Raw genomic sequence first — 23,801 nt, forward strand, 5'->3', positions numbered from 1 at the left:
CCGGGTCGTTGCGCCGCATGACGCGGGCGGCGTCGGCCCGCGTCAGCGTGTCGGCCGGCGGGAGCTCGAGCTCCGGGCCGGTCTCCGGAGCCCGCCGGACGGGAGCCTGCCGCCGGACGGGAGCCGGCGCGGGCGAAGCCCCATCACCGGTCCACCGGACGTGCCCACCCGGTTCCGGCGGCGTGCGGTCCAGCTCGTGGTCGGGCCCGGTGATGTCGGCGAACAGCTCGGCGTGCTTGATGGACGGCTGGTGGCGGAATTCGATGTGGCCGCGGATCACCTGTTCCGCCGTCAGCACCGAGTCCGGGCCGAGCAGCGCCCGCACCACCGCGTTCACCTCGGCGGTGAGCTCTTCGGTCCGGGCCGGCACCGGCCCGGCCGCGGACCGCAGGTCGAGCAGCAGGCGCGGCTGGTCGCCGGTGCCGTCGGCATCGCGGATCCGCTCGACCAGGCCCGCCAGCATCAGGGCGAGGCGGCGGCGCGCGGCGTGCGGCAGGGCGGTCGCGCGGGAGCTGTAGGCCGCGTTGAAGCTGCGAGCGGCCCGGTAGGCGTGCCGCGTCGGGTGCGGCGATCGGTGGACGGTCACTTCGAGGCGGCCGGCGCCCCGTCCCTGCCTGCCGTCTTCGACGTGGTCGAAGGCCGGCTCCGGCGCGGCCACGTCCCGGTCTTCGAGACCGGACCGGAACTCGTCGTCGAGCATCGCGAACAAGGCGGGCCCGTGTTCCTGGCGCCGGGCCGCGGTGTCGAAGAGCCCGAACCGGACGTCCGGCAGGTCCCCGTCGTTCGCCAGCAGGAGGGCGGTGTTGCGGGCGACGAGGTCGACGAGCGCGCCGAGCGACGCCTGGTCCTCCGGCGCCAGCCGCAGCGGGCCGTCCTCGGGAGGTCGACCGTCCACCGGAGTTCGACCGGATCCGTCCGCGCCACGGTGCCCCCGACGCCGCGCCGGGCGGCCCCCGTGGCCGCGGGCAACGGGATCAGCTCGGGCTCGGGAGCGGAACCCGCGTCGGACATCGCCGCGTCGCCGGATCCCGGCCGCGGCCCGGGATCCGGCGACGGGATCGACGGCAAGGTCACCGTCGCCGAAGCCTGCCCCGCCCGGAACGCGTAGTCGCCTTCGGCGGTGACGTGCAGTTCGGGCATCAGCTCCTCGACGGTCGGCAGGTTCCCCATGCCCCGGGCCGAGCCTTCGGCCAGGGTCTCGGTGAGCGCCTGCCGGACCAGGGCGGTGAACCCGGCTTCGCGGTCGCCGTGCGCGGCCGCCACCTCGTTCACCTGGCCGCGGACGGCCACTTGCATCGGCGGCAGCCGGCGGAGCCCGGCCCGGATCGCCCGGACCGCCGCGCCCTGCACCGCCCACCGCACCCGGTTCGCGTGCGCGGCGGGCAGCTCGGCGGACCGGTGGGCGAAGTCGACGTCCAGGGTCTCCGCCGCCCGGTAACTTCCGATCCGGCGCCCGGGCCCGGGGTGGACCCACAGTTCGACCCGGCGGTTGGTGCCGACCGAGAAGGTCGCCTCGGTGACCGTCAGTGCGGTGCTGTCGGCCGTGTGCTGCGGCTCGCCGTCCTGCCGGGCCCGCAGCTCTTCGTCGATCGCGTGGCGGATGCGGGCCGCCAGTTCGGCTACCGCTTCCCGCTCCCACAGGGAGCCGACGTAGCCGGTCAGGCGGAGGTCGAGGCCCTCCCGGCCTTCGCGGGCGAGCCGGAGCAGCTGCTCGGCGAGGACGCGGACGCGCTCGGCCAGCGCGGCCTCGTCTTCGGCGGGCAGCCGCCGGTTCCGGTCGAACCGGCCGGTCCACTCCCGCACCGGCTCGGACGGCCGGTCGCCGGCCAGCTCGACCGACCGCACCGGCGCCCCGTCGGCGCGGGTGCCCGCGGGCCGGACCTCGCCGTCTTCGAACACCTCGATCCGGGTGCCCGGCCCGGCCACGCGGCCGCGGTAGCGGTGCTCGCGCAGCAGGGTGCGCAGGCCGGCCAGCCGGCCGCTCAGCGCCGGGTCGCCCACGGCGCAGGCCAGGAACACCAGCTTCGGCCGCGTCCGCCACGCTTGCCCGCCCGGCAGCCCGGCGGCGACCAGCAGCCGCAGGACGCCGTGCTCGTCGAGCCGGACCCGGGTGCGGTCGGACCGGCGCCACACGGAGAAGCCGTCCTCGCCGTGGTGGAGGGCCATGGTGTAGGCGTCCGGGTCACCCGCGCCACGCTCGAACGCGCCCCGGACGATCTCCGCCTCGTCGCCGCCGGGCCGGGGGAAGAAGACGCCGGCTGTCCCGCCCGCGCCGTGCGCGAGCGGCACCATGTCCACATCGGACAGATCGACGGGCGGGGCGATCTCGCGGAGGTAGCCGCCGCCGGTCACGGTGACCGTGCCGCCCGCGTCGACATGCACCGGCTGGTCGGCGCCGAACAGCGCGACGGGCCGGAAGTCGCGCTCCCACGCCGTCTTGATGCCGAGGCCCACCGTGGCCCGCCCGGGGCGCTGTCCGTCGACCTCGCAGTGGCCGAGCAGGACCAGCCCGCCCGCGCCGCCGGCCCGCGCGAAGATCTCACTGGCGTAGATCGCGCGGGCCGCCCGGTCCTCGTCCCACGTCAGCTTGTCCCCGGCGACGTGCGGCCGGCCGGTCAGCATGGCGAAGACGAGCCCGTCGCGGCCGCCGTGCCCGTCGACGCGCCACGGCGTGCCGCCGAACCCGGCCCACGGCAGGCGGGCCTGCACCACGCCACCGGACAGCTGCCGGCCGTAGGTCGCCTTCTCCGTGCTCGCGTACCGCAACCCGTGCAGCGCTTCGCTCGCCGCGTCGAAGGCCTGGGAGGGGAAGAACTGACCGTGCACGACGCCGTCGAGCGACACGTGCGGGTAGCTCAGCAGGTCACCGGGTCCGGGCTCGGCCGGGTCGACGGGCGCGAAGCCCGGGCCGTCGACTCGCAGCGTGCCCGAGGCCGAGAACGAGACCGGGCCGAGCGGCCGGAACAGGGGGCGGGCGTACCCGCCCGGCAGCAGGCCGGCGGAGAACGCCGCCAGGGACGAGGTGCCGGCACCCAGCCCGAGCACCAGGAACGGCACGTCGGGCCGGTCGCCGGCCATGGTCCGCAGATCCTCGTCGTCGCGCAGTACCTCGCTCAGCCACAGCTCGTCGAGCAGGACGTGCACGTCGTCGCCGCGCACGCCCGAGTACCGGCCCGGAGCCGGGCTCGTCGCGACGACGAGCACCGGCGGGTGCCCGGGGTCCCAGGGCACGGCCTGGCGTGTGCCGTCGCGGTCGAAGAACTCCGCGAACGTCTCGGCGGTGACCCGGGCGAGCCAGTTGCGCAGGTCCGCGACCAGCTCGTCGTCGCCCGCCGTCCGCACGAGCCGGAGCGAGAGCGAACCTTCGGGATTGCTCAACGAGACGGTCTTCAGGTCGCCCGCGCGCCAGCGGGACACCGGCACGAACGCCGATCCCGGTTCGAGCGTGAGCCCGGTCCCGCCGGCCCGGACCCCCTTCGTCGGGGCGAAGACGTCCGGGAAGAACCCGGCGGCCCGCAGCGCACCCGCGAAGTCGAAGCCGAGCCCGCCGAAGTTGACCCGGGCGCCACCGGCGGCGGACACCAGCACGATCGGCCGGTCCGGCGCGTTCTCCAGCACTTCGCGGAACTCGGGCACGGACAGCAGCAACCGCCCGAGCGCGCTTCCCGTCAGCTCCACGTCCGGTCCGTCGGCCAGGCCCAGCTTCGCGTGGTCCGCCGCACCGTCCAGCACGACGAACACCGGGCGGCGCGGTCCCCACGGCCCGGGAACGGGGGCCGCGCCGGCGTCGGCGAGCTGCCCGAAGGCCCACACCGGCCCGAACGAGCGAGCGCGGTCCTCGCCCGCGAGGAAGCCGAACACCGAACCGAAGAAGGCGGGGTCGAAGCCCTCGACCGGCATCGGCACCTCGCGGAAGGCGCTCCCGGCGGGCAGGGTGAGGAACCCGTGGTCCTGGTCGATCCCCACCGGGCCGGTGAACGTGTACGCCGGCCAGGGCCCCGTCGCCGCCGTCAGCTCCGCCAGCAGCGCGTCGTTCGGGTCGGCGGCCGGGGTCTCCGCCGGTCCGGCGGTGGCGAGCACGAGCGGGCGGCGGACCGGGGCGGCGCTGATCCGCCGGAAGACCGGCGTTTCCCGGATCAGCCGGGCCAGCTCGGCCGGGCTCACCCGCACCCGGGCGTGGCGCTCGGCCAACCCGATGAGGTAGCCGCCCGACCGGCTGTCGAGCAGCAGGTGGAACGGGCGTGCCCGCCCGGGGCCGGTCGCCGCCCAGGACGCGACGACTTCGGTCCGGTGCTCGTCGCCGCCGTCGGAAGCGGAGTCGTCCGAAGCGGAGTCGTCCGCGTCGTGGCCGGGCTCGAGGGCGAGCACCCGCTGGGCGTGGTCGGTGGCCTCCCGGACGGCCTTCTGCGCCAGCTTCCCGGCCCACCGGCTGGCGGGGAAGCCGAGGCCGTGGTCCCGCTCGTGCGCGTCGGTCAGCGGCAGCCAGTACACGTCGGCCAGGTGCAGCCGGGAGAGGCGGGAGAACGGCCCGTGACCCGGTTCCCCGTTCACGAACCGGTCGGCGACGTCGACTTCGCGGTACGGTCCGCGGCCCCGCAGTGCCTCGGCGAACTCACGCAAGGCGGCGACGGGCCGCTCCGGTCCGGCGAGCACGACGCTGACCGGGAAATCCGGGTTCGCGTGCCGGGCCCGCCGGTACGCCGGGCTGTTCTTGACCACGGCCGCGAGGGCGGCCCCGTCGAGCAGCCGGCCGTCGACGTCGAACCCGCCGTCTCGGGCGGTCACGAACACGTACAGCGGCGAGCCGTCTTCGCGCGCCGGCAGGTTTTCGTAGACCTCCCGCCACCGCGCCGATTCCCCGGGTCCGGCCGCGAACGCCAGCGCACCCACCGTGCTCCCGGTCGGCTCGAACGCCTCGCTGGCCGTGGTGTACCTGGCCCGCTTGGCCGCCGGCTCGGGGGACGGCACTTCGCGCGGCGGGGCCAGGTGCTCCGGCGCGTCGAGCCCGAGGCGGGCGGGGGCGTCGTCGGGCACGGGCAGGTCGTAGGTGGCGGGTTCGGTCCGGCCGCCCGGGTGCTGCCGCACCCAGGGCTCACCGTCGGCGGGGACGAAGCGGGGGCTGCCGTCACGGGCGAAGCCCAGATCGCCGACCCGCACGGCCGGACCCGGTTCCTCGACCCCGGCCCACAGCAGCTTGGCCGGCCGGTACACGACCTGGCGCAGGGCGTCGGCCAGGTCGAGGGTGAACCGCGCCAGCCCGTCGACGTTGCAGGCGTAGAGCCGGACCGGACCGGGCCGCTCCCAGCCACCGCGCCGCAGGGCCTCGCGCGCCGCGGCCACGTCCCGCAGCCCGTGGCCGGCGAGCACCAGGGCGAAGACGCCGTCCTCCCGCGACAGCCACCGGGCCGCGCGGCCCCACGCCGAGCCGGGATCACCGAGCACCACGCCGGCCCGGATCGGCGTCACGGCCACGCCGCCCGGGAGGTGGGAGGTGGTTCCCCGGACCGGGGCGAGATCACCGGCCGTCACACCGGCGCGGGTCGGCGTCACGGCCGGGCCGGCCGGGAGACGGGAGGTGGTCCCCCACGCCGAGGCGGGGCCGCCGGGCACCACGCCGGCGCCGATCGACGTCACGGCCGGGGCGTCCGGGAGGCCGGGGGCCAGGCCGCCGGGCACCACGGCGGCGCGGATCGGCGTCACGGCCGGGCCGTCCGCGAGACCGGAAGCGGTCTCCCGCGCCGAGGCCAGGCTGCCGGGCACCACGCCGGCGCGGATCGGCGTCACGGCCGTGAGGCCGGAAGTGGTCCTCCGCGCCGGGGCGAAGCCGCCGGGCACCGGGCGGGGTCGGCGCCGGGTCGGCACGCGGTCGGTCAGCCCCGCGGCCTCGACCGCCTCGTCGAGGTCCGCCGCGGCCACCCGGCTTCGCTCGGTGCCCTCGTGGTAGAGCACCCACCCGGCTCCGCTCGCGGAGGCCGGCGAAGGCACCCCTCGGGCGCCGAAGGCGACCGACTGCGCCCGTACCCGACCACGGGCGGACAGCGTGGCCCCGCCGGCCGGGGCCAGCACCTGCGCCCGGCTGTGCTCCGAGATGGTTCCGGCGAGCGTGCGCTCCCCCGGCTCCGGGTCGGCGGCCGGGGTGGCCGCGCCGTCGGCGAGGAGGACGAACTTGAGGTGCTCGGCGACGTCCCGGTAGCGCAGGTGCAGCAGCTGCGCGTATTCGCGGAAGGTGCGGGTGCCGCCGTCCCACAGCCGCACGTGCCGGCCGTCGGGCGTCAGCGTCACCTTGACGACCTGGACCCCGGGGTACCGCGGCAGCAATTCGGCGACGCGCACCGCGGACGCCGCGCTGTCCCCGGGCGCCGGGAAGACGAGGCCGTTGCCCGGCGCCGCGACGGTGGACAGCCGCTTGCGGTCGTCGGTGTAGCCGGTCGGCTGCCACGGCCGCGTCGCGGCGTACAGCTGGACGACCTGGTCGCGCGCGGCCGGACTCGGCTCCAGCAGGTGCAGCAGCTCCTGGAACCGCGCCCACCGCTGCTCCTCGTCCAGCGGGGCGGCGTCCGGGCGCCACAGCAGGTCGGCGCGCCGCAGGGCGTCGGCGATCCGGCCGGCCTTGGCCGGGTCGGCCGCCGCGCGCAGCATGGCCAGGCTCAGTTCGGCGCGGACCTGCCACACCGCCGGGTCGAGGCTGCCGCTCCAGAACCGGAACTCGACGCGGTCGGTCGCATCGTCGCCGTGCACGTGCTGGAAGTTGACCGCGTCGTACTTGCCCAGGCTCAGCAGCCGGACGTCGGCCGCCGTGCGCACCGCGCCGGGGGCCAGCGGCCATGGGTTCGGCCCCACCGCCCACAGGTTGCGCTGGCGGTCCGACCGCACCGGGTTGCCGAGCCGGAACAGCGTGGCCTCGAAGGCCTTGACCAGCTGCGCGAGCCGGGCGTACGCGGCCGGGGGCGTGTGCCCGGCGAAGCTGACGTTCACGTGCCCGCCGGTGGCTTCGGCGGTCGCGCCGTGACGGCGCAGCACGCCGGTCGCTTCGGCGACCTGCCGCCACGGCCCGAGCCGCGCCTCGAGCACCGGGGAAACGAACTCGATCCCGTTCTCGTGTGCTTCCTCCGAGAGGAGGTGCCACCGGCCGGTCAGTGGGACGTCGTCCGGGTCCATCAGTGAGCTGGAGTCGTCCGGGCTGATCAGGTCCAGGCGGCGGACGGCCGCGTTGATCTCCTTGACCCGCTGCCGGAAGCCGGCGTCGGGCAGCTGCGCCTCGACCTCGATGCCGAGCCGGGCGTCGGGGTCCGAGCTCACCCCGCCGGGCACGCCGTCGGCGTGGTAGCCGATCGGCTCGGCCGCGGCCGGCGCCGCTTCGTACACCCGCCGGTCCGTCGGGCGGTGGGACAGCTCGATCTCGGCCCGGCGGCCCGGCGCGCTGCCGCCCGACCGGCCGCCCGAAACGGCTTCCACCTCCGTCGTCAGCTCGGTCAGTGGCGGCAGGATCTCGCCGTTCGCGGACCGTTCCCGGTGCTCGGCCGCCATCCCGGACAGCAGGACGTCCCGCACCGCGGTGGCTCGTGCCAGCCCCGACTCGTGCGCGGCCAGCAACGAGTTGCCGTAGCCGGTGATCCGGACCGGCGTGCGGGGGCGTCCCTGCCGGAACTGGTCGAGCCGGTCGGCCAGCAGCCGCCGGCCGAGGTCGGTGACGACGTCGCGGTCGGCCGGCGACGGCGTCTTCACGCCCTTGCCGAAGGGCACGGTGACTTGCTCCGGGGCCGCCGGCATCGGCACGAACCCGCCGTCGTCCGGCGCCGCGGGTTCGAGGTGCCGCGGGGCGTCCGCCTCGGTCAGGTCCGGCAGCGCCGTCCGCGCGGGCATCGGGTTCCACCCGGCGACCGGACCCAGCTGGCCGGTCATCGTGCGCTCCAGCAGCCACGCGTGCCGCGGCTTGAACGCCGCACCCGTGTGGATCGCCGTCGCCATTGGCCCGTCGTCGGCGGCGACCCGGCTGCGCCCGGTGTCGCGCAGGAAGACGCGGCCGGCGTCCAGGTTCTCGTCCACCAGGCCCAGGAAGTGCAGCACCTCGTGCGCGAGCGCTCGCCCGTCGCGGACGTTCCACCGGAGCTGGTGGCTCTCGCGGGGGTCCTCGGCCCCGAGCAGGACGACGCCGGCGTGTGCGGGCTCGTCCGCGCCGACGAACTCGACGCGCACGTGCAGCTGGTCCCCACTGGGCAGCCGGACCCCGCGGTTGCTCCCCACGTCGGTCAGCCCGGCCCGCACCTGCTCCTCGACGGCGCGCCGCTCGGCGTCGGTCACCGCGGCCGCGTCCGGCCGCAGCTGCACGGTGTACTCCTGCACGAACCGGCCCGGACGCACCTCCATCCGGCGCACGTCGTAGCGCACCAGGTGCGGGTACCGGTCCAGGCGCAGCCGGGGCCCGTCCGCCAGGTCCGCCCGCACCTTCGGGTCCGCCAGCTCGGTGTCGACCGTGCGGACTTCCGCGCCGGGGCGGAGGTGCTCCCACTCCGCCGGCCGGAGGGGGTCGGCCGGCGGGTCGAACCACCCGGCCGACGGCGCCTCGCTGTGCCGCCAGGTCTCGTCGGCCGACGGGTCCGCGTCCCGCCGGGACGTCGCGGACGTTCCGGCCACGGGCCCGGTTGGCGGACCCGCGGGGGACGGCAGGGGAACGAAGTCCGGGGAGGCGGTCCGCTCCGCTCGCGACTGACGCCGCCGGTGGGCGCGAGCCTCCTCGGCCTGCCGGCTGCGGCCGGCGGGCACCCCGGACGGCCCGGCGAGGGCTTCGACGTCCGGAGAGGCGCCCCAGCCGGGGGCCGGGTCCGCGGAAAGCCCCAGCTCGGCCAGCAGCTCGCCGAACCCGGGATCGTCCTGCGGGAGGTCGGGCCACGCACCGAAGTCCACCGTGTCGAGGTCCGCCGCGTCGAAGTCCGGCCAAGGGTCGAAGCCTTCCTCGGTGGCCTCCTCCGGTTGCCCGGCCTCTTCGCCCTGGAAGATGGTGTCGAGCAGCTCGGTCAGCTCGTCGTCGGCTTCCGGGTGCCCGGGTTCCGCCGGGGAGCCGGGGACGTCCCCGGCCGGCGTCGGCGGTTGCCGCCGTACTTGGTCGGCGATCTCCCGCTGACTCACCACGTGCCACATCCGGCGCACCCGGTCGGGCCGGATCGAGCTTTCCCCGGACCAGTGCGCGACGTCCGCCGCGGTGACGGTGGACCCGTCCGGCGCCGCCACGCCCCACATTCCGAGCAGCCAGAACCTCAGCAGCTTCGCCGTGTGCCCCGAGACCGGCTCCCCTTCCGCCGGCGCCGCGAACGCCGGTGACAGCAACCCCTGCCGCCGCAACGAATCGAGCTCCGCCAGCCACGTCTCCGACCCCGATGTCCACGGCCGCCACGATTCGAGCTGGGCTTCGGCGGCATTCGGGTTCGAAGCGGGTTCGTTCGCCGGAAGCGACTTCTTCCAAATCTGCAGGGTTCGCTTGGTGATCGTGGTCGGACCGGCCAGTCTCGCGATCTCGCCCGGGGTGAACGCGGGCCGGCCGGCCAGCTTCTCCCCCAGCATGCCCCGTGCCCAGTTCCGGAACACGCCTCGGATCGCGCCCTGCGGCCACGCTCCCGGTACCGGCCGATCCTCCTGCAGAAGCCCCTGGTCGTGCAGCCGCGCCCACTCCTCGCGCCAGGTCGCCGAGTCCGACGTCCACGGCCGCCACGAATCGAGCGCCGACGACACGGCCGGCGGTATGGCGGTACGGGACCCCGGAACCGGCGACTGATGCTCGCGCTGCCTGACCCATCCCCACATGGCGCGCAGGTGGGCCGGCTCGAACGGGATTCCCGCCCACCGCAGGGTTTCCGCCGCGGTGACGCGGCTGGAGTCCGGCTTGACGACGTCCTGCATCCCCAGCAACCAGAACCGCAGCAGCTTCGCCACGGGCTCCGGCACCCGCTCGCCCTCCGCCGGCGCCGTGTACGCCGACGGCAACAACCCCCGCTCCCGCAACGATTCCAGCTCCGCCAGCCACGTCGGCGACTCCGACGCCCACGGCCGCCACGACACCAGCCCACCGGCCACGGACTCGTCCGCACCGGCCCCGGTGTCGTCCGCGGGGAGCAGCTTCTTCCAGTCGTACACGGTCCGCTTGTTGACCATGGCCGGACCGGCCAGCTGCACGATCTCGACCGCGGTGAACGCGGGCCGGCCGGCCAGCTGCTGCCCCAGCATGCCCAGACCCCACCTGCGGAACACGGCCGAGGCCGGTCCCTTCGGCCGGTCGCCCGGCTCCGGCGCCGGGTACCCCGAGGGCAGCAGCTGCTGCGCGTGCAGCCGTTCCCACTCCTCGCGCCACGTCGCCGACTCCGACGTCCACGGCCGCCACGATTCGAGGCGTTTCTCGGCTTCGTTCACCGGCGTGGCGGAATCGGCCGCCGGGCCGGCCGGGTGGCTCCCGGTCGCGGCCGTGTGGTCGTCGTCGCCCGGCAGGCCCGCCTCCGGGCCGTCTGCGGCGAGGAGGTCGCCCAGGCCGAAGTCGTCGATGCCGAGGATCTCCTGGTAGTCCCGGAGGAATTCGGCGAAGTCGTCGTGCTCGGCGTCCGCGGGCTCGGTGCGGGCGGGGTCGCGGTCCGTGCCGGGGTCCGTGGTCACCTCGTCCAAGCGCAGTTCGACGCCGGGAGCCCACGGCACCGAACTGATGACGTCGCGGTACCGGAGGTGGTCTTCGACGAACCGGGGCACCCCGCCGGGCCGGGCGCTCAGCTCCGGCACGTCGCGGAGCACGGACTCGATCAGCTCCGTCAGGTGGGCGCGCCGCAGCGATGCCTGCTGGGCGTTCAACCCGACATACCGGATCAACAGGAACGGCCCGTCCCCTGCCCGGCCGGCCGCGAGCGCGCGTTCGACGAATCCCCGAAGTCGCCACGAAACCTGCTGGCGCATCACCGCGGACAGGCGGTTGATCTCCGCCCGGGAGACCGCGCCGGGGGACAGCGGGGTCCAGCTGTTGAACCCGCCCTGCCAGGTGGTGGCCGCGCGCGCCTTCGCCTCCGTCATGAGCGGCGTCGGCAACGCGGTCACCTGCACCTGCGCTTCCGGTGCGGTGGCCCGGTGGACGAGCCGGGAAGGCGTCCAGTCGCGGGCGTCCGCGCCACGCTCCTCCAGCGCTTCGCGCAGCACCTCGGTCACGCGGTCCGCCACGCCGTCGGTGTCCTTGCCGGTGGGCACGCTCACGCGGATCAGGACGTCCGGTGCCTGGGTCCCGGCCGGCAGCGCCTGCCACTGGCCGGCGAGCCGCTCGGCGAACCCGACCAGCTCCCGCTCGCCCGCCTCGTCGAGGGCGAACGCGGCGCGTGCCGTTCCGCGCCCCTCGGAAGCCGCCAGCCCGCTCCGCCACGTCGGCAGCACCAGCCGCGCGGGTGCGGCGGACGCGTCACCCACGGGTTCCCCGTCGCCCACCACGATCCGGGCGACCGCCATGCCCCGCAGCCACACCGGCTCTTCCGCCGCTTCCGCCTGCAGCCGGACGCTCACCGCGCCGTCCGACGCCCGCTCGACGACCTCTTCCGCCAGGGCGCGCAGGTGGCCGAGCCGGCCACCGCCGAAGATGTCCTCCCCCGGCCCGTGCAGCAGGTCGACCGACACCGTGATCCGGTCCACGCCGTCGGCGGCCGCCCGGGCCGCCGACCCTTCCAGCAGCCACGACACCCGGCGCCGCACCGCGACCGGCAGCTCTTCGGCGTCCGGCTCGAACACCGCGTCCAGCGCGCCGGCCGTCCGGTAGGCCCGGATCGGCAGAGCGGGATCGTCCCGCAGCCACACGTCCATCCCGACGAGCGCGGTCGAGCGCCCCTTCCGGACCACCACCGGGATTTCGACCGCCGGAGCGCCGACGGCCTTCAGCGCCGCCAGCACCCGCTGCCGCGCCCGCTTTTCCAGCGACGCGCGTTCCTCGGCGCTCCTCGAAGCCCCCGACCGGTAGAGGATGAAGATGTCGTGCGGTTCGATCGCCGATTCCGCGCGGGCCCGCATGAGCGGCCGCATGGCCGTGGCCCAGCCGTGCAGGACCGCCAGGTCGGCGGTGTCCGCCGGGTTGTTGCCGCGGGTGATCTTCGTGCGCCACTGCAGCCCGGGCCGGCCCGGTTCCTGCCGGGCGACGTCTTCCGACACGATCGTCCTGGTGCCCGGGCGCGGCCGGGGCTGGGCCGGGCGCGGCCGGGACGAATCCGGACGCGCGGCCGCGCCACCGGTGGACGAGCCCGCCTCCGGTTCCCGTTCGGGTGCGGCAGCCGGCTCTTCCGGCGGCTCACCGACCGAAACCCGCACGGGAACGGCGGACGTCAGGAACTTGCCCCGGTACCGGACGTCCACCCGGGGGGAAAGGTCTTCCCGCCCGAACGGGGGGAGGCCGGCGGCCTCGTGCAGCAGCAGGGTGTCGCGCACGGCCGTCTCGACGAGCGCTTCGAATCCCGCCCGGTGCCGTTCCCGGATTCCGGTGGGCTCGCCGGCCAGGGGGTTGAGCACGAACACGATCGGCTGCATCGGCCGGCCCTCCGTGGCCGCACGCCACGCTTCCCCGGCCACCAGCCACTGCACCCGGTCCGCGTGCGCGACCGGCAGTTCCCCGGCCCGGCCCGTGAACTGCACGTCCAGCGACGTCGCCGCCCGGTAGTGCTCGACCGGGAGCCCACCCCCGTCGGCGAACCGGACCAGTTCCACCCGCGCCGCGCCGCCCTTGTGCGTCACCAGCTCCCGGCTCACCTTCGACGACACGGTTCCGGCTTCGGCCGCGCTCTCCGCCAGCACCGCGGTCACCTGCGCGTGCGATTCGGCCAGTTTCGCCTCGACCGTCTCGGCCTTGACCCCGCTGGCGACGTGCAGGACGAGACGCAGGTCCTCGCCTTCGAGCCAGCTGTCCGACCGCCGCTGTGCGCGCGCCACGACGTCCGCCGCCGTGCTCCGCAGCCCGTCGAGATCCGGTGCCGCGACGAAGTTGCGGTGATGGGGGAACCCGGCCTGCCACAGCACTTCGGTGCCGGCGACCGCGGTGGCGGCGGGCGCCGCGGCGCCCCTGGCCTCCTGCCACCAGCGCCTCGGCATCTGGCGGCTGAACACGCCACCCGCCAGGTCCGCCACCGCCGGAGCCGTGACGGCGGCCCCGGTCCGGGGATCCTGGACGCCCTCCATCCCGGCCGCCCAGGCCTTCGCCAGTTTCGCCGTCGCTCCCGTGGCGCTCTTGCCCGCCTCCGGCACGACGTACCCCGGCGGCAGCTCACCCTGCCGCCGTTCGAGCTCGTCCCGCCACGTCCCCGGCCCGTCCCAGTCCGCGGGGCGCCAGTCCCGCAGCTGCTCCACGGCCGCGTTGACCGGGAACGGCGGGGCGAGGTGCTCCGGCTCGGCGAGTCCCAGCGCGGGCGGCGCGTCGGCGGGCACGGGCTCGGTGTAGTGCGGGAACCGGTTCCGCCTGCCGAACCTGCGGCTCTTCGCCGCGCGGCGCCAGCCGTCCGGCTGCTCGCGGAACCGCGGCCGGCCGTCGGCGGTGAACTCCGTGTCCCCGACGCGGACCGCGGTTCCCGGCGTGTCGATGCCCAGCCACAGCAGCCCCTTCGGCCACGCGACGTCGACGCCCACCGCCTCGTGCAGCGCGGTGCCCAGGCCGTCGAGGTCGTTGACGTTGCAGGCGTAGAGCCGGATCCGGTCGAGGCCGTTCCAGTTCGCCGCCCGCAGCGCCGCCACGGCCGTGGGGACGTCCCGCAGCGTGTGCTCGAGCAGGACGAGACCCAGGACGCCCCGCTCGGCCGGCAGCCAGCTCGCCGCCCGGCCCACCTTCGAAGCGGGGTCGCCGAGGATCGCGCCCACCCGGGCCCGGGCGGCCGGGCGGCCGAGGCCGAGGGGCCGGACGAGGGCGGTGGCCGGGTCGGGGCGCGCCGGGCCGCGGGACGTCGCCGGGGCCGAGCCCGGCCGAGCGGGCCCGGCGGCGGGCGCCGGGCCCGTGGCGGTCGCGGGACGCGCCGCCGCGGGATCGAGCCCGAGCGCCCGGGCCCCGGCCTCGTCGACGCGGAGGCTGACGGTCCCGTCGGGGCCGAGGTGCACGGGCGCGGAAGCGGTGCCGTCGTGGGCGTGCAGGGTGATCGTGGGGTTGAGGGTGGCCCGGACGAGGTAGACCCGCCGGTTCTGCTCCGGCCCCGCGACGTCGGTGCGGTCCGCTTCGTCCGCGGGCAGCTCCCCGGTCTTCTCCTTCGTGTAGGTGGCGAGGTCGCCGGCGAACGTGGCGGGCAGGCCGCCGAGCGGGGTGGCGGTGAACTTGCCCGAGGTGGCGACGGCGGTATCGGCCTCCTCGCCCGACTCGTGGTGGCTCGCCACCGTGGCGCCGGGGATGATGCCCACCAGTTCCCGGTCGGTGAGGTCGAAGGTGATCGCGACACTGGCCACCGTCTTGCTGTCCACCGACACGCCCTTGCTGTCCACCGACACGCCGTGCCCGGTTTCGGTGAGCGCCGCGGCGAAGTGGGAGCTGAGCCGGTCGGCGCGGCTGCCGGCCAGCAGGCCGTACCCGCGGCGGGCGTTGAGCCTGCCGAGCAGCGTCATCAGCTGGTTCTGCAGCCTGGGAGCGGGGAAGGGCCACGCCGAAACGACGGCGTCCTCGGGGATTCCGGGCGTGCTGCCCTGACGACGCCAGTGCTCCCGCAGCGAGCCGGGCTGCCGGTCCAGGGCACTGCCGCCGGCGGGCAGGGCCGGGACCGTCGAGCGGACGGCCGTCGCCACGTCGAGCCCGGGCAGGGTTTCCAGGCCGGTGACCGGGGCCTGCCGCAGCAGCGGGATCCGCCGCCGGTACACCCCGGACCGCGCCCAGGGCCGCAGGAGGATGCCGACCTTCAGCCCGTGCTCGTGCCGGTCCGACCGGCCGGTGTGCAGGTACACCGTGGTGTGCTTTTCGGTCCGCACCGGGCCACCGCGCTTCGTGCGGCTGCCTTCGGCGGTGACCGTGGGGTCGACCGCGCCGCCGAGCAGGAACCCCGCGCCCCAGAAGCCGGGGGTCGGGATGGTGGGGGTGCCCTTGCCGGTGAAGCCGTAGCTCACCGTCGAGACGACCCCGTTCCGCACCAGCCGGTTGGTGGTGACCGTCGAGCGGTGCGTGTGCCGCGTGCCGCCTCGCGGCCGGGTGGTGGTCCGCTCGGCCTTGAGCACGACGAGCTGCTCCAGCTTGCCGGACTTCCCGGTCCGCGCGGCGAACAGCTCCTCACCGCCGTTGAGCATGTTGCGCAGGGTGCCGTCGAACCCGCCCAGCAGCAGGCGGTCGCCGAACGCGCGCGCCATCGCGTCGTGCAGCACCGCGTAGTCCGCAGCGACGTCCTGGTCGGCGATGGTTTTTTCCCAGTCCCGCAGCCGCGACCGCAGCCCGTCGACCAGTTCGGTCACCAGGTCCGGCCGCGCGGGCTCGTAGCGGCCCAGTTCCGACCCGCCGGCCGGCTGCGCGGCGGGCGTGACCGGGGCCGAAAGCGGCCGGTCTTCGGGGAAGAGGTTCTTCCGCACGTCGTGCGGCGACAGCTCCCCGATCGACGGCAGCTCACTCGCCGGAACCCAGACCCGGACGGCGCGGGGGACGAACTTCACCCGCTCGCCGGTGACGGCCGGCCGGTCGTGCCGGCCGCCGAGCGGGCCGGTGAGGCGCTCGTGCACCGAGGTCCCCAGCAGGTGCCGCGCGTCGAACTCCACCAGGTACGCGCGTTCGACGCGCCGGTGCTCGTCGCGGGTGCTCACGACGTCGATCTCGTTCGCGACCGGGCCGCGGTGGTACCCGGCCGACACCTCGCCGCCGCCGGTGAAGGCGTCACCGGCCGACGCGGACACCCCGAAGGACGCCGGTACGCCGAGCTGCTTGCCGCTGTCGTTGGTGAGCACCGTCTGGGTGCTTTCGGCGGCCCCGAAGGCGTGGTCCAGGTCGCGGTCCACGATCCGGGGGTTGCCGTAGACGGTGGACAACGCCGCCGTGCCGGTCAGGTCCCGGCCGCCCAGCCCGACGTCGCTGCCCGCGTTGTAGCTCTCCAGGGTCAGCACGTCCGACGGCCCGGCCGCGAGCCCGAGCCGGCCCTGGCGGCTGGTCCAGCCCGCCCACGTCTCCAGAGCCTCCTGCGAAGCCGACGCGTTCTCCGCGTCCTCGCCGCGGTCTCCCAGCGGCGCCGAAGGCGCGCCCAGCAGCAGCCGCTTCGCCACCGCCGAGAGCGTGGCCGGAGTGCCTTCGGCGGCCGGGACCCGCAGCAGCTCCGTGACCGCGGCCTGCAGCCCGCGCACCGGCGCGACCGCGTCCAGGTCGTAGTCGACCGGCAGGGTGCCGGGCCGCATCGACGGGATCAGCCCCGCGCCCACCGAGTCCGCGTCCAGCCACCCGGTCTCCTCGGCCACGGGCGCCGGGTCGGGCTCGGCGCCCAGCCCGGTCCGGGCCGCGATCTTGATCCCGAGGCGTCCGCTCACCCCGGCCCGGTACTCCGGTTCGGCGCCGGCCGGGGTTTCGGTACGCCACCGCAGGGGCGGGTCGAGGTGGGCGCGGTCGGTGCCCAGGCGAGCCTGGATGACGACGGGGTAGGTGAACTGGTGGATGTCGGCGTCGCCGCTCCAGGCCTGTTCCCGCTGCACGGCGCGCGAGACGAGCCCGCCGCGGTTCTTCTTCTCGGCCAGGGCGAGAGCACCCGAGAGGGACACCGGCCCGGCCTCGCCTTCGACCGACACGCCGAGCTTCTTCTCCCGCCGCCGGCGCTGCTCCACCCGCTTCTCGTCGCGGGCGGTGATCGTCCCGGTCAGGTCCTTGCTCGGGACCGGCCCGAGGTACTGGCCGCGCTCCGGATCCAGTTCCCCGACCAGGAACAGGTCCTTCTCGGCCCCGTCGAGCGGGAACCGGACGCCGTCCCCGCCGTCGAGCAGGGCGCGGGTGTGGCGGTCGTCGAGGAATTCGATCAGCTGGTCCCGGACCCGCTGCGCCGCCGTCTCGGGGACGACCTCGTCGAGCACCAGACGGCGCGCGAGGCGCCCGGCCAGGTCGACCAGCGTGTTCTCGGTCAGCCGCCACGCGCTGCGCACGGAGTCGAGCACGTGCTCGCGGGGCAGCCCGGCCGGCCCGCGGGAGCCGGAATCCGGGCGGCTGCCGGAGCTCGCGGACCGGTCGGTGTCCGGGTCGGTCCGCTCGGCCAGCACCAGCCGGGCGCCGGCGGCGAAGGTGAACGCCACCCGCGGGGACTCGTGCCGGTGCCACAGCTTCCGCCGCCGGCTTTCCTGCTCGCGGTAGGCGGACTGGTCGACTTCGGCCGCCGACACGACGAACGTGAACGGGACGCCGTACTTCTCCACCTCCCCGCTCGTGCGCTCGGTCGCCTCGTTCACGACCTCGCCGAGGTGCTGCTCGGCGTGCTCGGCCTGCCGCCCGTAGGACATCCCGACCGACAGCTTCCCGCCGGCCAGCCCGAGCAGGTCCTCGCCCAGCCCGACCGAGAGCTCCCCGCCCCAGCCCTGGGTTTCGCGGTGCTCCACGCCGTGGCTGCTGCTGGCCCGCCGCCGCCGGCCCACGCTCAGCTCGGTCCGGCCCACGAACTCCGCCACCGCGTCCGGATCGAGCCGGCGGGCCAGCATGATCTCCACCGGCCGCCGGTGCCCCGGCAGCTGGAAGGTCCGCCGCGCGACCCCGCCGGTGAACAGCTCGACCCCGTGCTCCGGGCCGATCCGGTCCAGCCAGCGGTCCAGGTCCGTGGCCACCTCACCGGCCCGGTCGAGCTGCAGCTCCTCGACGAGCCGGTCGTACAACCCGGCCAAGCCGGTGAACCGGACCGACCCGATCGCCTTACGGGCCCGACGGAAGGCTTCGAACATCGCCGTCAGCTGCTGCGGGCTCGCCGACCGGGGCGCCTGCGGGTAGGCCAGCGGCACCATCCGCCCGCTCGCCCCGGCCGCCGCGTCGTGGTGCGGCCACTCCAGCCGCATCGGCACGGGCACCTCCCGCACCACGCCGGGCCGGTTCCGGTGCCGCATCCGGCCCGGCCGGGGACGCACCAGCACCCGGTGCACCACCACGTGGTCCGACCGCGACAGCTCGCCGCGCTCGCGCACTTCGGTCGTCGAACCGACCTCGCTGCCGGCCCGCATGCGCCTGGCCGACGTCACGCCGGGGTCCTTCAGCTCCACCCCGACCGTGACCGGCCCCGCCGGGATGCTCTGCTTGGTCGGGTTCAGCGGGGTCCGCGTCGACTCGGCCTGAACTTCGCTCAACCGCCGCTCGCCCCGGTACTCGTGGCCGATCTCCCCGACGCCCCGGACCTCGTCCATCGGCGCGCCGATGCGCACCGCCTGGATCTCGATCTCGACGTCACGGTCGGCGTCGTGGATCGTCTCCAGCGTCCGGTCCAGCTGCCGCAGCACCTCGTCGGGGAACGACCCGGCCACCCAGGACTGCCAGTCCTCGCGCCGCTCCCCCACCTGGGCCAGCTGGACCAGCACCGCTTCCCGCAGCCGCGCGAAGTCCGGTTCCCCCAGCACCACGGGATGGTCCAGCCGGGCCCGTTCCGCGCGCTCCAGCCCGTCCAGGACCGTGGCGTCCGCCGCTCCCGCCCCGGTGTTCGCCGCCGTCTCCTGGGACCACGCCGAGGCGTCCGACAGCGCCCGCGACCGGCGCAGCCGGAGCCCGTCGGCCGGGGGCGGCAGGGACTCCGAGCCCGCCCGGCCGTGCCGGCGGGCCGGGGACGCCCGGTGCCCTGCACCGGCGGACGAGCCACCCGAATCGGACACCGTCGATCCGGTGTCCACGACACTGACGGCGTCGGCCGGCGCGGTGCCGTGCCCGGCCGGCTCCGGCGAGCGCCCCTCGGTGGTGCCGCCCGCGTCCGGCCGTTCCGGCGCCGCCGTGCCGCCGGAGCGGCGGTCGGCATCCGGCAGCGAAGTACCAGCCTGGCCGGGCCCGGCCAGATGCTCCGCCCGGGTCAGCCCGAGCCTCGCCGGCGCATCGCCGGGCACCGGCAGCTCGTAAGAACCCGGCTCGGTCCAACCAGCCGGGTGCAGCGCCTCCGGCGGGTGATGCCACACCCACCCAGCGCCCGAACCGGCCGGGTCGAGCAGCGGACGACCATCCGCGGAGAACCCACCGACCCGCACCGCCGGACCCACCTCATCGGCACCCAGCCACAACAAACCGATCGGCCGGGCCACCGGCACCCCCGCCAACCGGCTGAGACCATCGGCCAACACGGCCAAACCATCGACGTCGCATGCGTACAGCCGCAGCGCGTCCGTCCCGTCCCACCCCGCGTCCACCAACACGTCGGCCACCCGCTGCGCCCGACGCTCGGTGTGATCCACCAACACCACACCGAACACCCCGGCCTCGGCCGGCAGCCACCCGGCCGCCTGCGCCACCGGTAACGCGGGATCCCCGAGCACCACCCCGACCCGCACACGACCCGAACCGTCCCCCTCCTGCACCGGTCGCGACAACGCCCGAACCCGCGCCCGCGCCCGCTCGGCGCTTTCCGCCCGGCCCGGCGAAATCTCCCCCGAACCACCCACCTCGAACGACACACCCTGGTCACCGAAAGCGGCCGCGAAGAAGTCGTCGACACCGAACCCGGCCGTGTTCCCGGCCATCACCTCGAGATTGCGGAGGAACTCATCGCCGGTCAGCGCCGGCGCACCGTCCCCGGCGAACCCGGTACCGAAAGGCTCCTCGTCGAGCAGGAAGTCGCGGAAACCACCGTCGGGTTCCCCGAGGTCACCCTGGTAATCCCGCAGGAACGCGGCGAAGTCGTCTCCTCCGGCCACGACAGCGGCCGGCCCGCTTTCGCCCACGGGCGTGACCGCGCTCGTCCCGCCCTCCTCCACGACGCCCGGTACGGCCGCGTCCGGCACCGGCAACAACGACGGCGACGGCGACGGCGCGTCCAGAGTGCCCGGCTCGGTCTCCGCGGTGCTTCCCTCCGCGCTCTCCACGACCCGCAGATCCACACCGGGCACCCACGGCAGCTTGCTCGAGACCGCCCGGTACCGGACCCGGTCGCGGAGGAACGCGGCCACCCCGCCCGGCCGCGCGCCGACCTCCGGCACGCCGTCGAGGGCCCGCCGCACCAGCGGCTCGAGGACCGCCTGCCGAACCCGCCCGTGCCCCGCATTGAACGCGATGAACCCCAGTTCCAGCACGAGCCCGGCGCCCCCGGAAGCCAGCGCCCTGGCGGCGAATCCCTGCACCCGCCAGGCCAGCTGCTGCCGCATCGCCGCGGACAGCTCGCTGCCCTCCGGGCGCCCGCCCCCCGCCACCGTGGCGGCGCTGCGGCCCAGGAAGCCGCCCTCCCAGAAGGAAGTCTCGCGCACCCGGGCTTCGGTCGTGAGCGCCGCGGGGGTCACCGAGAGCGACACCTGCGTCTCGATCCCCGGTGCCCGGACGACCAGCTCCTCGAACACCCAGCCGCGAGCATCGGCTCCGTGCCGTCGCAGCAGCCCGCGCAGCGCGGTCGAGACGTGGTCCAGCACCGCATCCCGGTACTTGGCGTCGCCCTGCGGCAGCTCGATCCGGAGCCGGATGTCGGGCATCGCGGTGTCCGCGGGGAGCCGTCGCCACTGCTCCGCGAGCCGTTGCGCGAACTCCTCCAGCCCCCGCTGCCCCGTCACGTCGAGCGTGACCCGCGCCGGCGGCGCTTCGTCACCGTCGCGGCCGACCGCCGTCTTCCCGCCACGCGGTTTCGGCAGCGGATCGATCCCCAGCTCGCCCGACCACGACGGCACCACCAGCCGCACCGGCCGGGCCGGCGCGATCCCCGGACCGGTCGGCGCGGGATTGCCATCCCCGACCACCACCCGGCCGGCAATCATCCCCTGCGGCCACGCCGGTTCCGGCGTCACGCGGGATGCCCTCAGCTCCGCGATGACGGCGTCACCCGCGGCGTCCCCGACGGTGTCGTGGATCAGCGACTCCAGCTCACGCAGTCCCGTCTGGCCCAGTTCCTCCTCGCCCGGGCCGGCGAGCAGCTCCACCTCCACCGGGAACCGGTCGACGCCCGCGGCCGCCGCCCGCTCGGCCGCGCCGGCGATCATCCACCGCAGCCGCTGCTCGACAACGGGGTCCGGCTTCGCCGCGCCGGCGGAGAACACCACGTCGAGCGCGCCCGCGGCGCGGTAGCCCGCCATCGTCCAGTCAGGACCGGGGAGCAGCCACAGCTCGAACCCCCGGGTCGTGGGATGCCGGTGGCGCAGCACCACCGACACGGCCGGGTCGGGATAGCCCACCGGGCGACGCAGACCGTCCTCTCCCAGCGCCCGCGACAGCGTGTCCAGCACCAGCTTCCGCGCGGTCTTCTCCGCCTGGACCCGCGTTTCCGGCGCGCGAGGCGTCGGCACGTAGCTCACGAACTGCAGCTCGGGCGGTTCGATACCGGCTTCCGCCCGGGCCCGCAGCACCGGAACCACGGCCTCGGCCCAGGACCACAGGGTCTGCAGGCTCGCCGGATTCATCCCGCGTTGGCCGCCCCCGCGAGTTCCCCGCCACTGTAGGCCCGGTTGCCCCGGCTCGCCCCGCAGCGGCCACGGCCGCTCCTCCCGCGGAGCGGCCGGCTTCGGCCGGCCGGCATCGCGTCCGACGGCCTCCTGGCCCACCGTGACCCGCAACACCGTCGGCCCCGGCCCGCTCTTCCCGATCTCGACCGCCACCGGCGGCGGGGTGACCCGCACCCCGCCGGCGAGCATCCCGTCCGGCCCGCGGTGCGCGGCCAGAGCGGCGCTCACCAGCGCGTCGACCAGCGACGGCAGCGCGGCCACCCGCTTCCGGTTCGTCTGCTCCGACTCACCGACCTGCCGTTCCAAGTGCAGGGTGATCCGCTCGACTTCGGCCGTCTTGCCGGCGTCGGCCCCGGCCCGGTCGACCGCGCGCGCCACCGCACCCGCCACGACCTGCCGCAGCTCCCACCCCGCGGCGTCGACGAGCGCGGGCCGCCCCGGCACGAACGGCAACCCCGCCAGCTCCCGGGCGTCGCGGTAGTCCGCCGCCGTCCAGCCGGGCCGCGGGTCGGGGTGCACAGTCAGCCAGTAACCCTCGGGCACCGTGGGGTCCTTGGCCCGCATGGTGTGAATGTTCCGGATTCCCACGGGGAATTCCTGGCCCAGGTCCGCCGGAGTCAGCTGGTCCGGGCGACCCGGCTGCGCCGCCTCGAGCGCCCGGGCGAAAAGCTCGCGCGCGGCCGCACCCACCGAAGCGTCGGCACCGTCCAGTCTGACGACCCTGCCGAAGAACGCCTGGGTGACGCGGACGTCCAGTGGACGCAGGCCGAGGCGGTGCCGGCGCAGGAACAACACCACCAGCCGCTCGAACTGCTCGGCCAGCGCCGCCCGGTCCTCGGCCAGGACGCCCGCCCGGCCGCTGGCGAAGGTGATCGACCACATCCGCTCGACGACAGCGGGATAGCCGTCCGGCAGGGGCCCGGCCTCCGGCTCGGAACTGACCCGGACCGGCAGGTCCGCAGACTGCAGCTTGCCCTCGTACCGCACCTTCACCGCCGGCGCGAAGCCGGCGAGGCCGGGCACCGGGTGCCCCTCCTGTCCCCGTTCGCCGAGGGCGTTGGCCACCCCCGCTCGACCAGGGCGGCGAACTGCGCCTCACGCCGGCCTCGGGCGCCGTCGGGCTCGTCGCGCATGGGAGGAAGCGTGAACCGCACGGGACGCATCGGCCGCCCCTCCTCCAGCGCCTGCCGCGCCTGTCCCTCCACCCACGCCACAACCCGGTCCGCGTGCGCGAGGGGCAGGTCGCTGAAGCGCCCCATGAACGCCACGTCCAGCACCGCCAGCCCGCGGTAGTGGGCCGCCGGCCGGCCACCGCCGTCCGGTACCCGCAGCAGCTCCAGCTGCGCCCGGCCGCTCGCCTTGACCATCGCGACCGGGCTGACCTTCGGTTCCTGTCCCGCCGTCGCCCCGGCTTGCCTGAGCACTTCCAGGACCTGCGCGTGCGCCTCGTCGAGCCTTTCGAACTGGCCCTCGCGATTCTTCGTGAAACTCGAGGACTCCACGTACAGCACGAGCCGCAGGTCCGCGTCCTCGCGCCCGTCCGCTCGCCGCTCTTCGTGCTCGGTCACGATGTCCACGGCCGCTCCGGTACGCAGGTCCCGCAAGGCGGCCGGAACCACGTCGAACCCGGGCCCGCCGGCGAAGTCGCCTCGCCACAACGGTTCGTGCGCCGTCGCGGCGGCCGCGCTCCCCGGTGCCGTCCGCGCCTTGTGTTCCCGCCGCCACTCCCCCAGGAGTCTCCGGGCGACCATTCCGGGGCCGGCCAGGCCGGCCACCACCTGGCCGGCGACGGCGCGGCCGGTTCTCGGGTTCGTCACCCCCTCCATGCCCACGACCCACGACTTCAGCAACGCGGCTGTGGCGCCCGACGGCTTTTTCCCCGCTTCCGGCACCTCGTACTCCGCCGGCAGCCGGTCCCGCAGCTCGCGCAGCCGGTCCAGCCACGTCTGCGACCCGCTCCAATCCGCCGGCCGCCACGTCCGCAGCTCCTCGACCACCGGGTGCCTATCCGCCGCCCCGGTTTCCGCTTCGGCCACGGGGGCCGGTCCGGCGGTCCCCTGCGCCACCGGCACCGCACCCGAGCCGGCGCCCCGGTCGGCCTGACCGCCGTCCGGCAGCGGAGTACCAGCCTGGCCGGGCCCGGCCAGATGCTCCGCCCGGGTCAGCCCGAGCCGCGCCGGCGCATCTTCGGGCACCGGCAGCTCGTAAGAACCCGGCTCGGTCCAACCGGCGGGGTGCAGAGCCTTCGGCGGGTGATGCCACACCCACCCGCTCGTGACCGGCCCCAGCTGCGG

At 75.6% G+C, this 23,801-nt stretch carries 2 protein-coding genes; both read right to left on the reverse strand.

Annotation, left to right across the window (positions count from 1 at the left end; genetic code table 11):
• Window positions 1-582 precede the first annotated feature (582 nt).
• Window positions 583-22,572, reverse strand: a complete 21,990-nt coding sequence (locus HUT10_RS09635; protein WP_176170864.1) for a hypothetical protein — start codon at window positions 22,570-22,572, stop codon at window positions 583-585.
• Complete coding sequence (locus HUT10_RS09640) at window positions 22,497-23,702, reverse strand: hypothetical protein (RefSeq protein ID WP_176170865.1); 1,206 nt, start codon at window positions 23,700-23,702, stop codon at window positions 22,497-22,499. The genes HUT10_RS09635 and HUT10_RS09640 overlap by 76 nt, the downstream gene beginning before the upstream one ends.
• Window positions 23,703-23,801 lie beyond the last annotated feature (99 nt).

The organism is Amycolatopsis sp. Hca4 (assembly GCF_013364075.1).
GTDB lineage: Bacteria > Actinomycetota > Actinomycetes > Mycobacteriales > Pseudonocardiaceae > Amycolatopsis.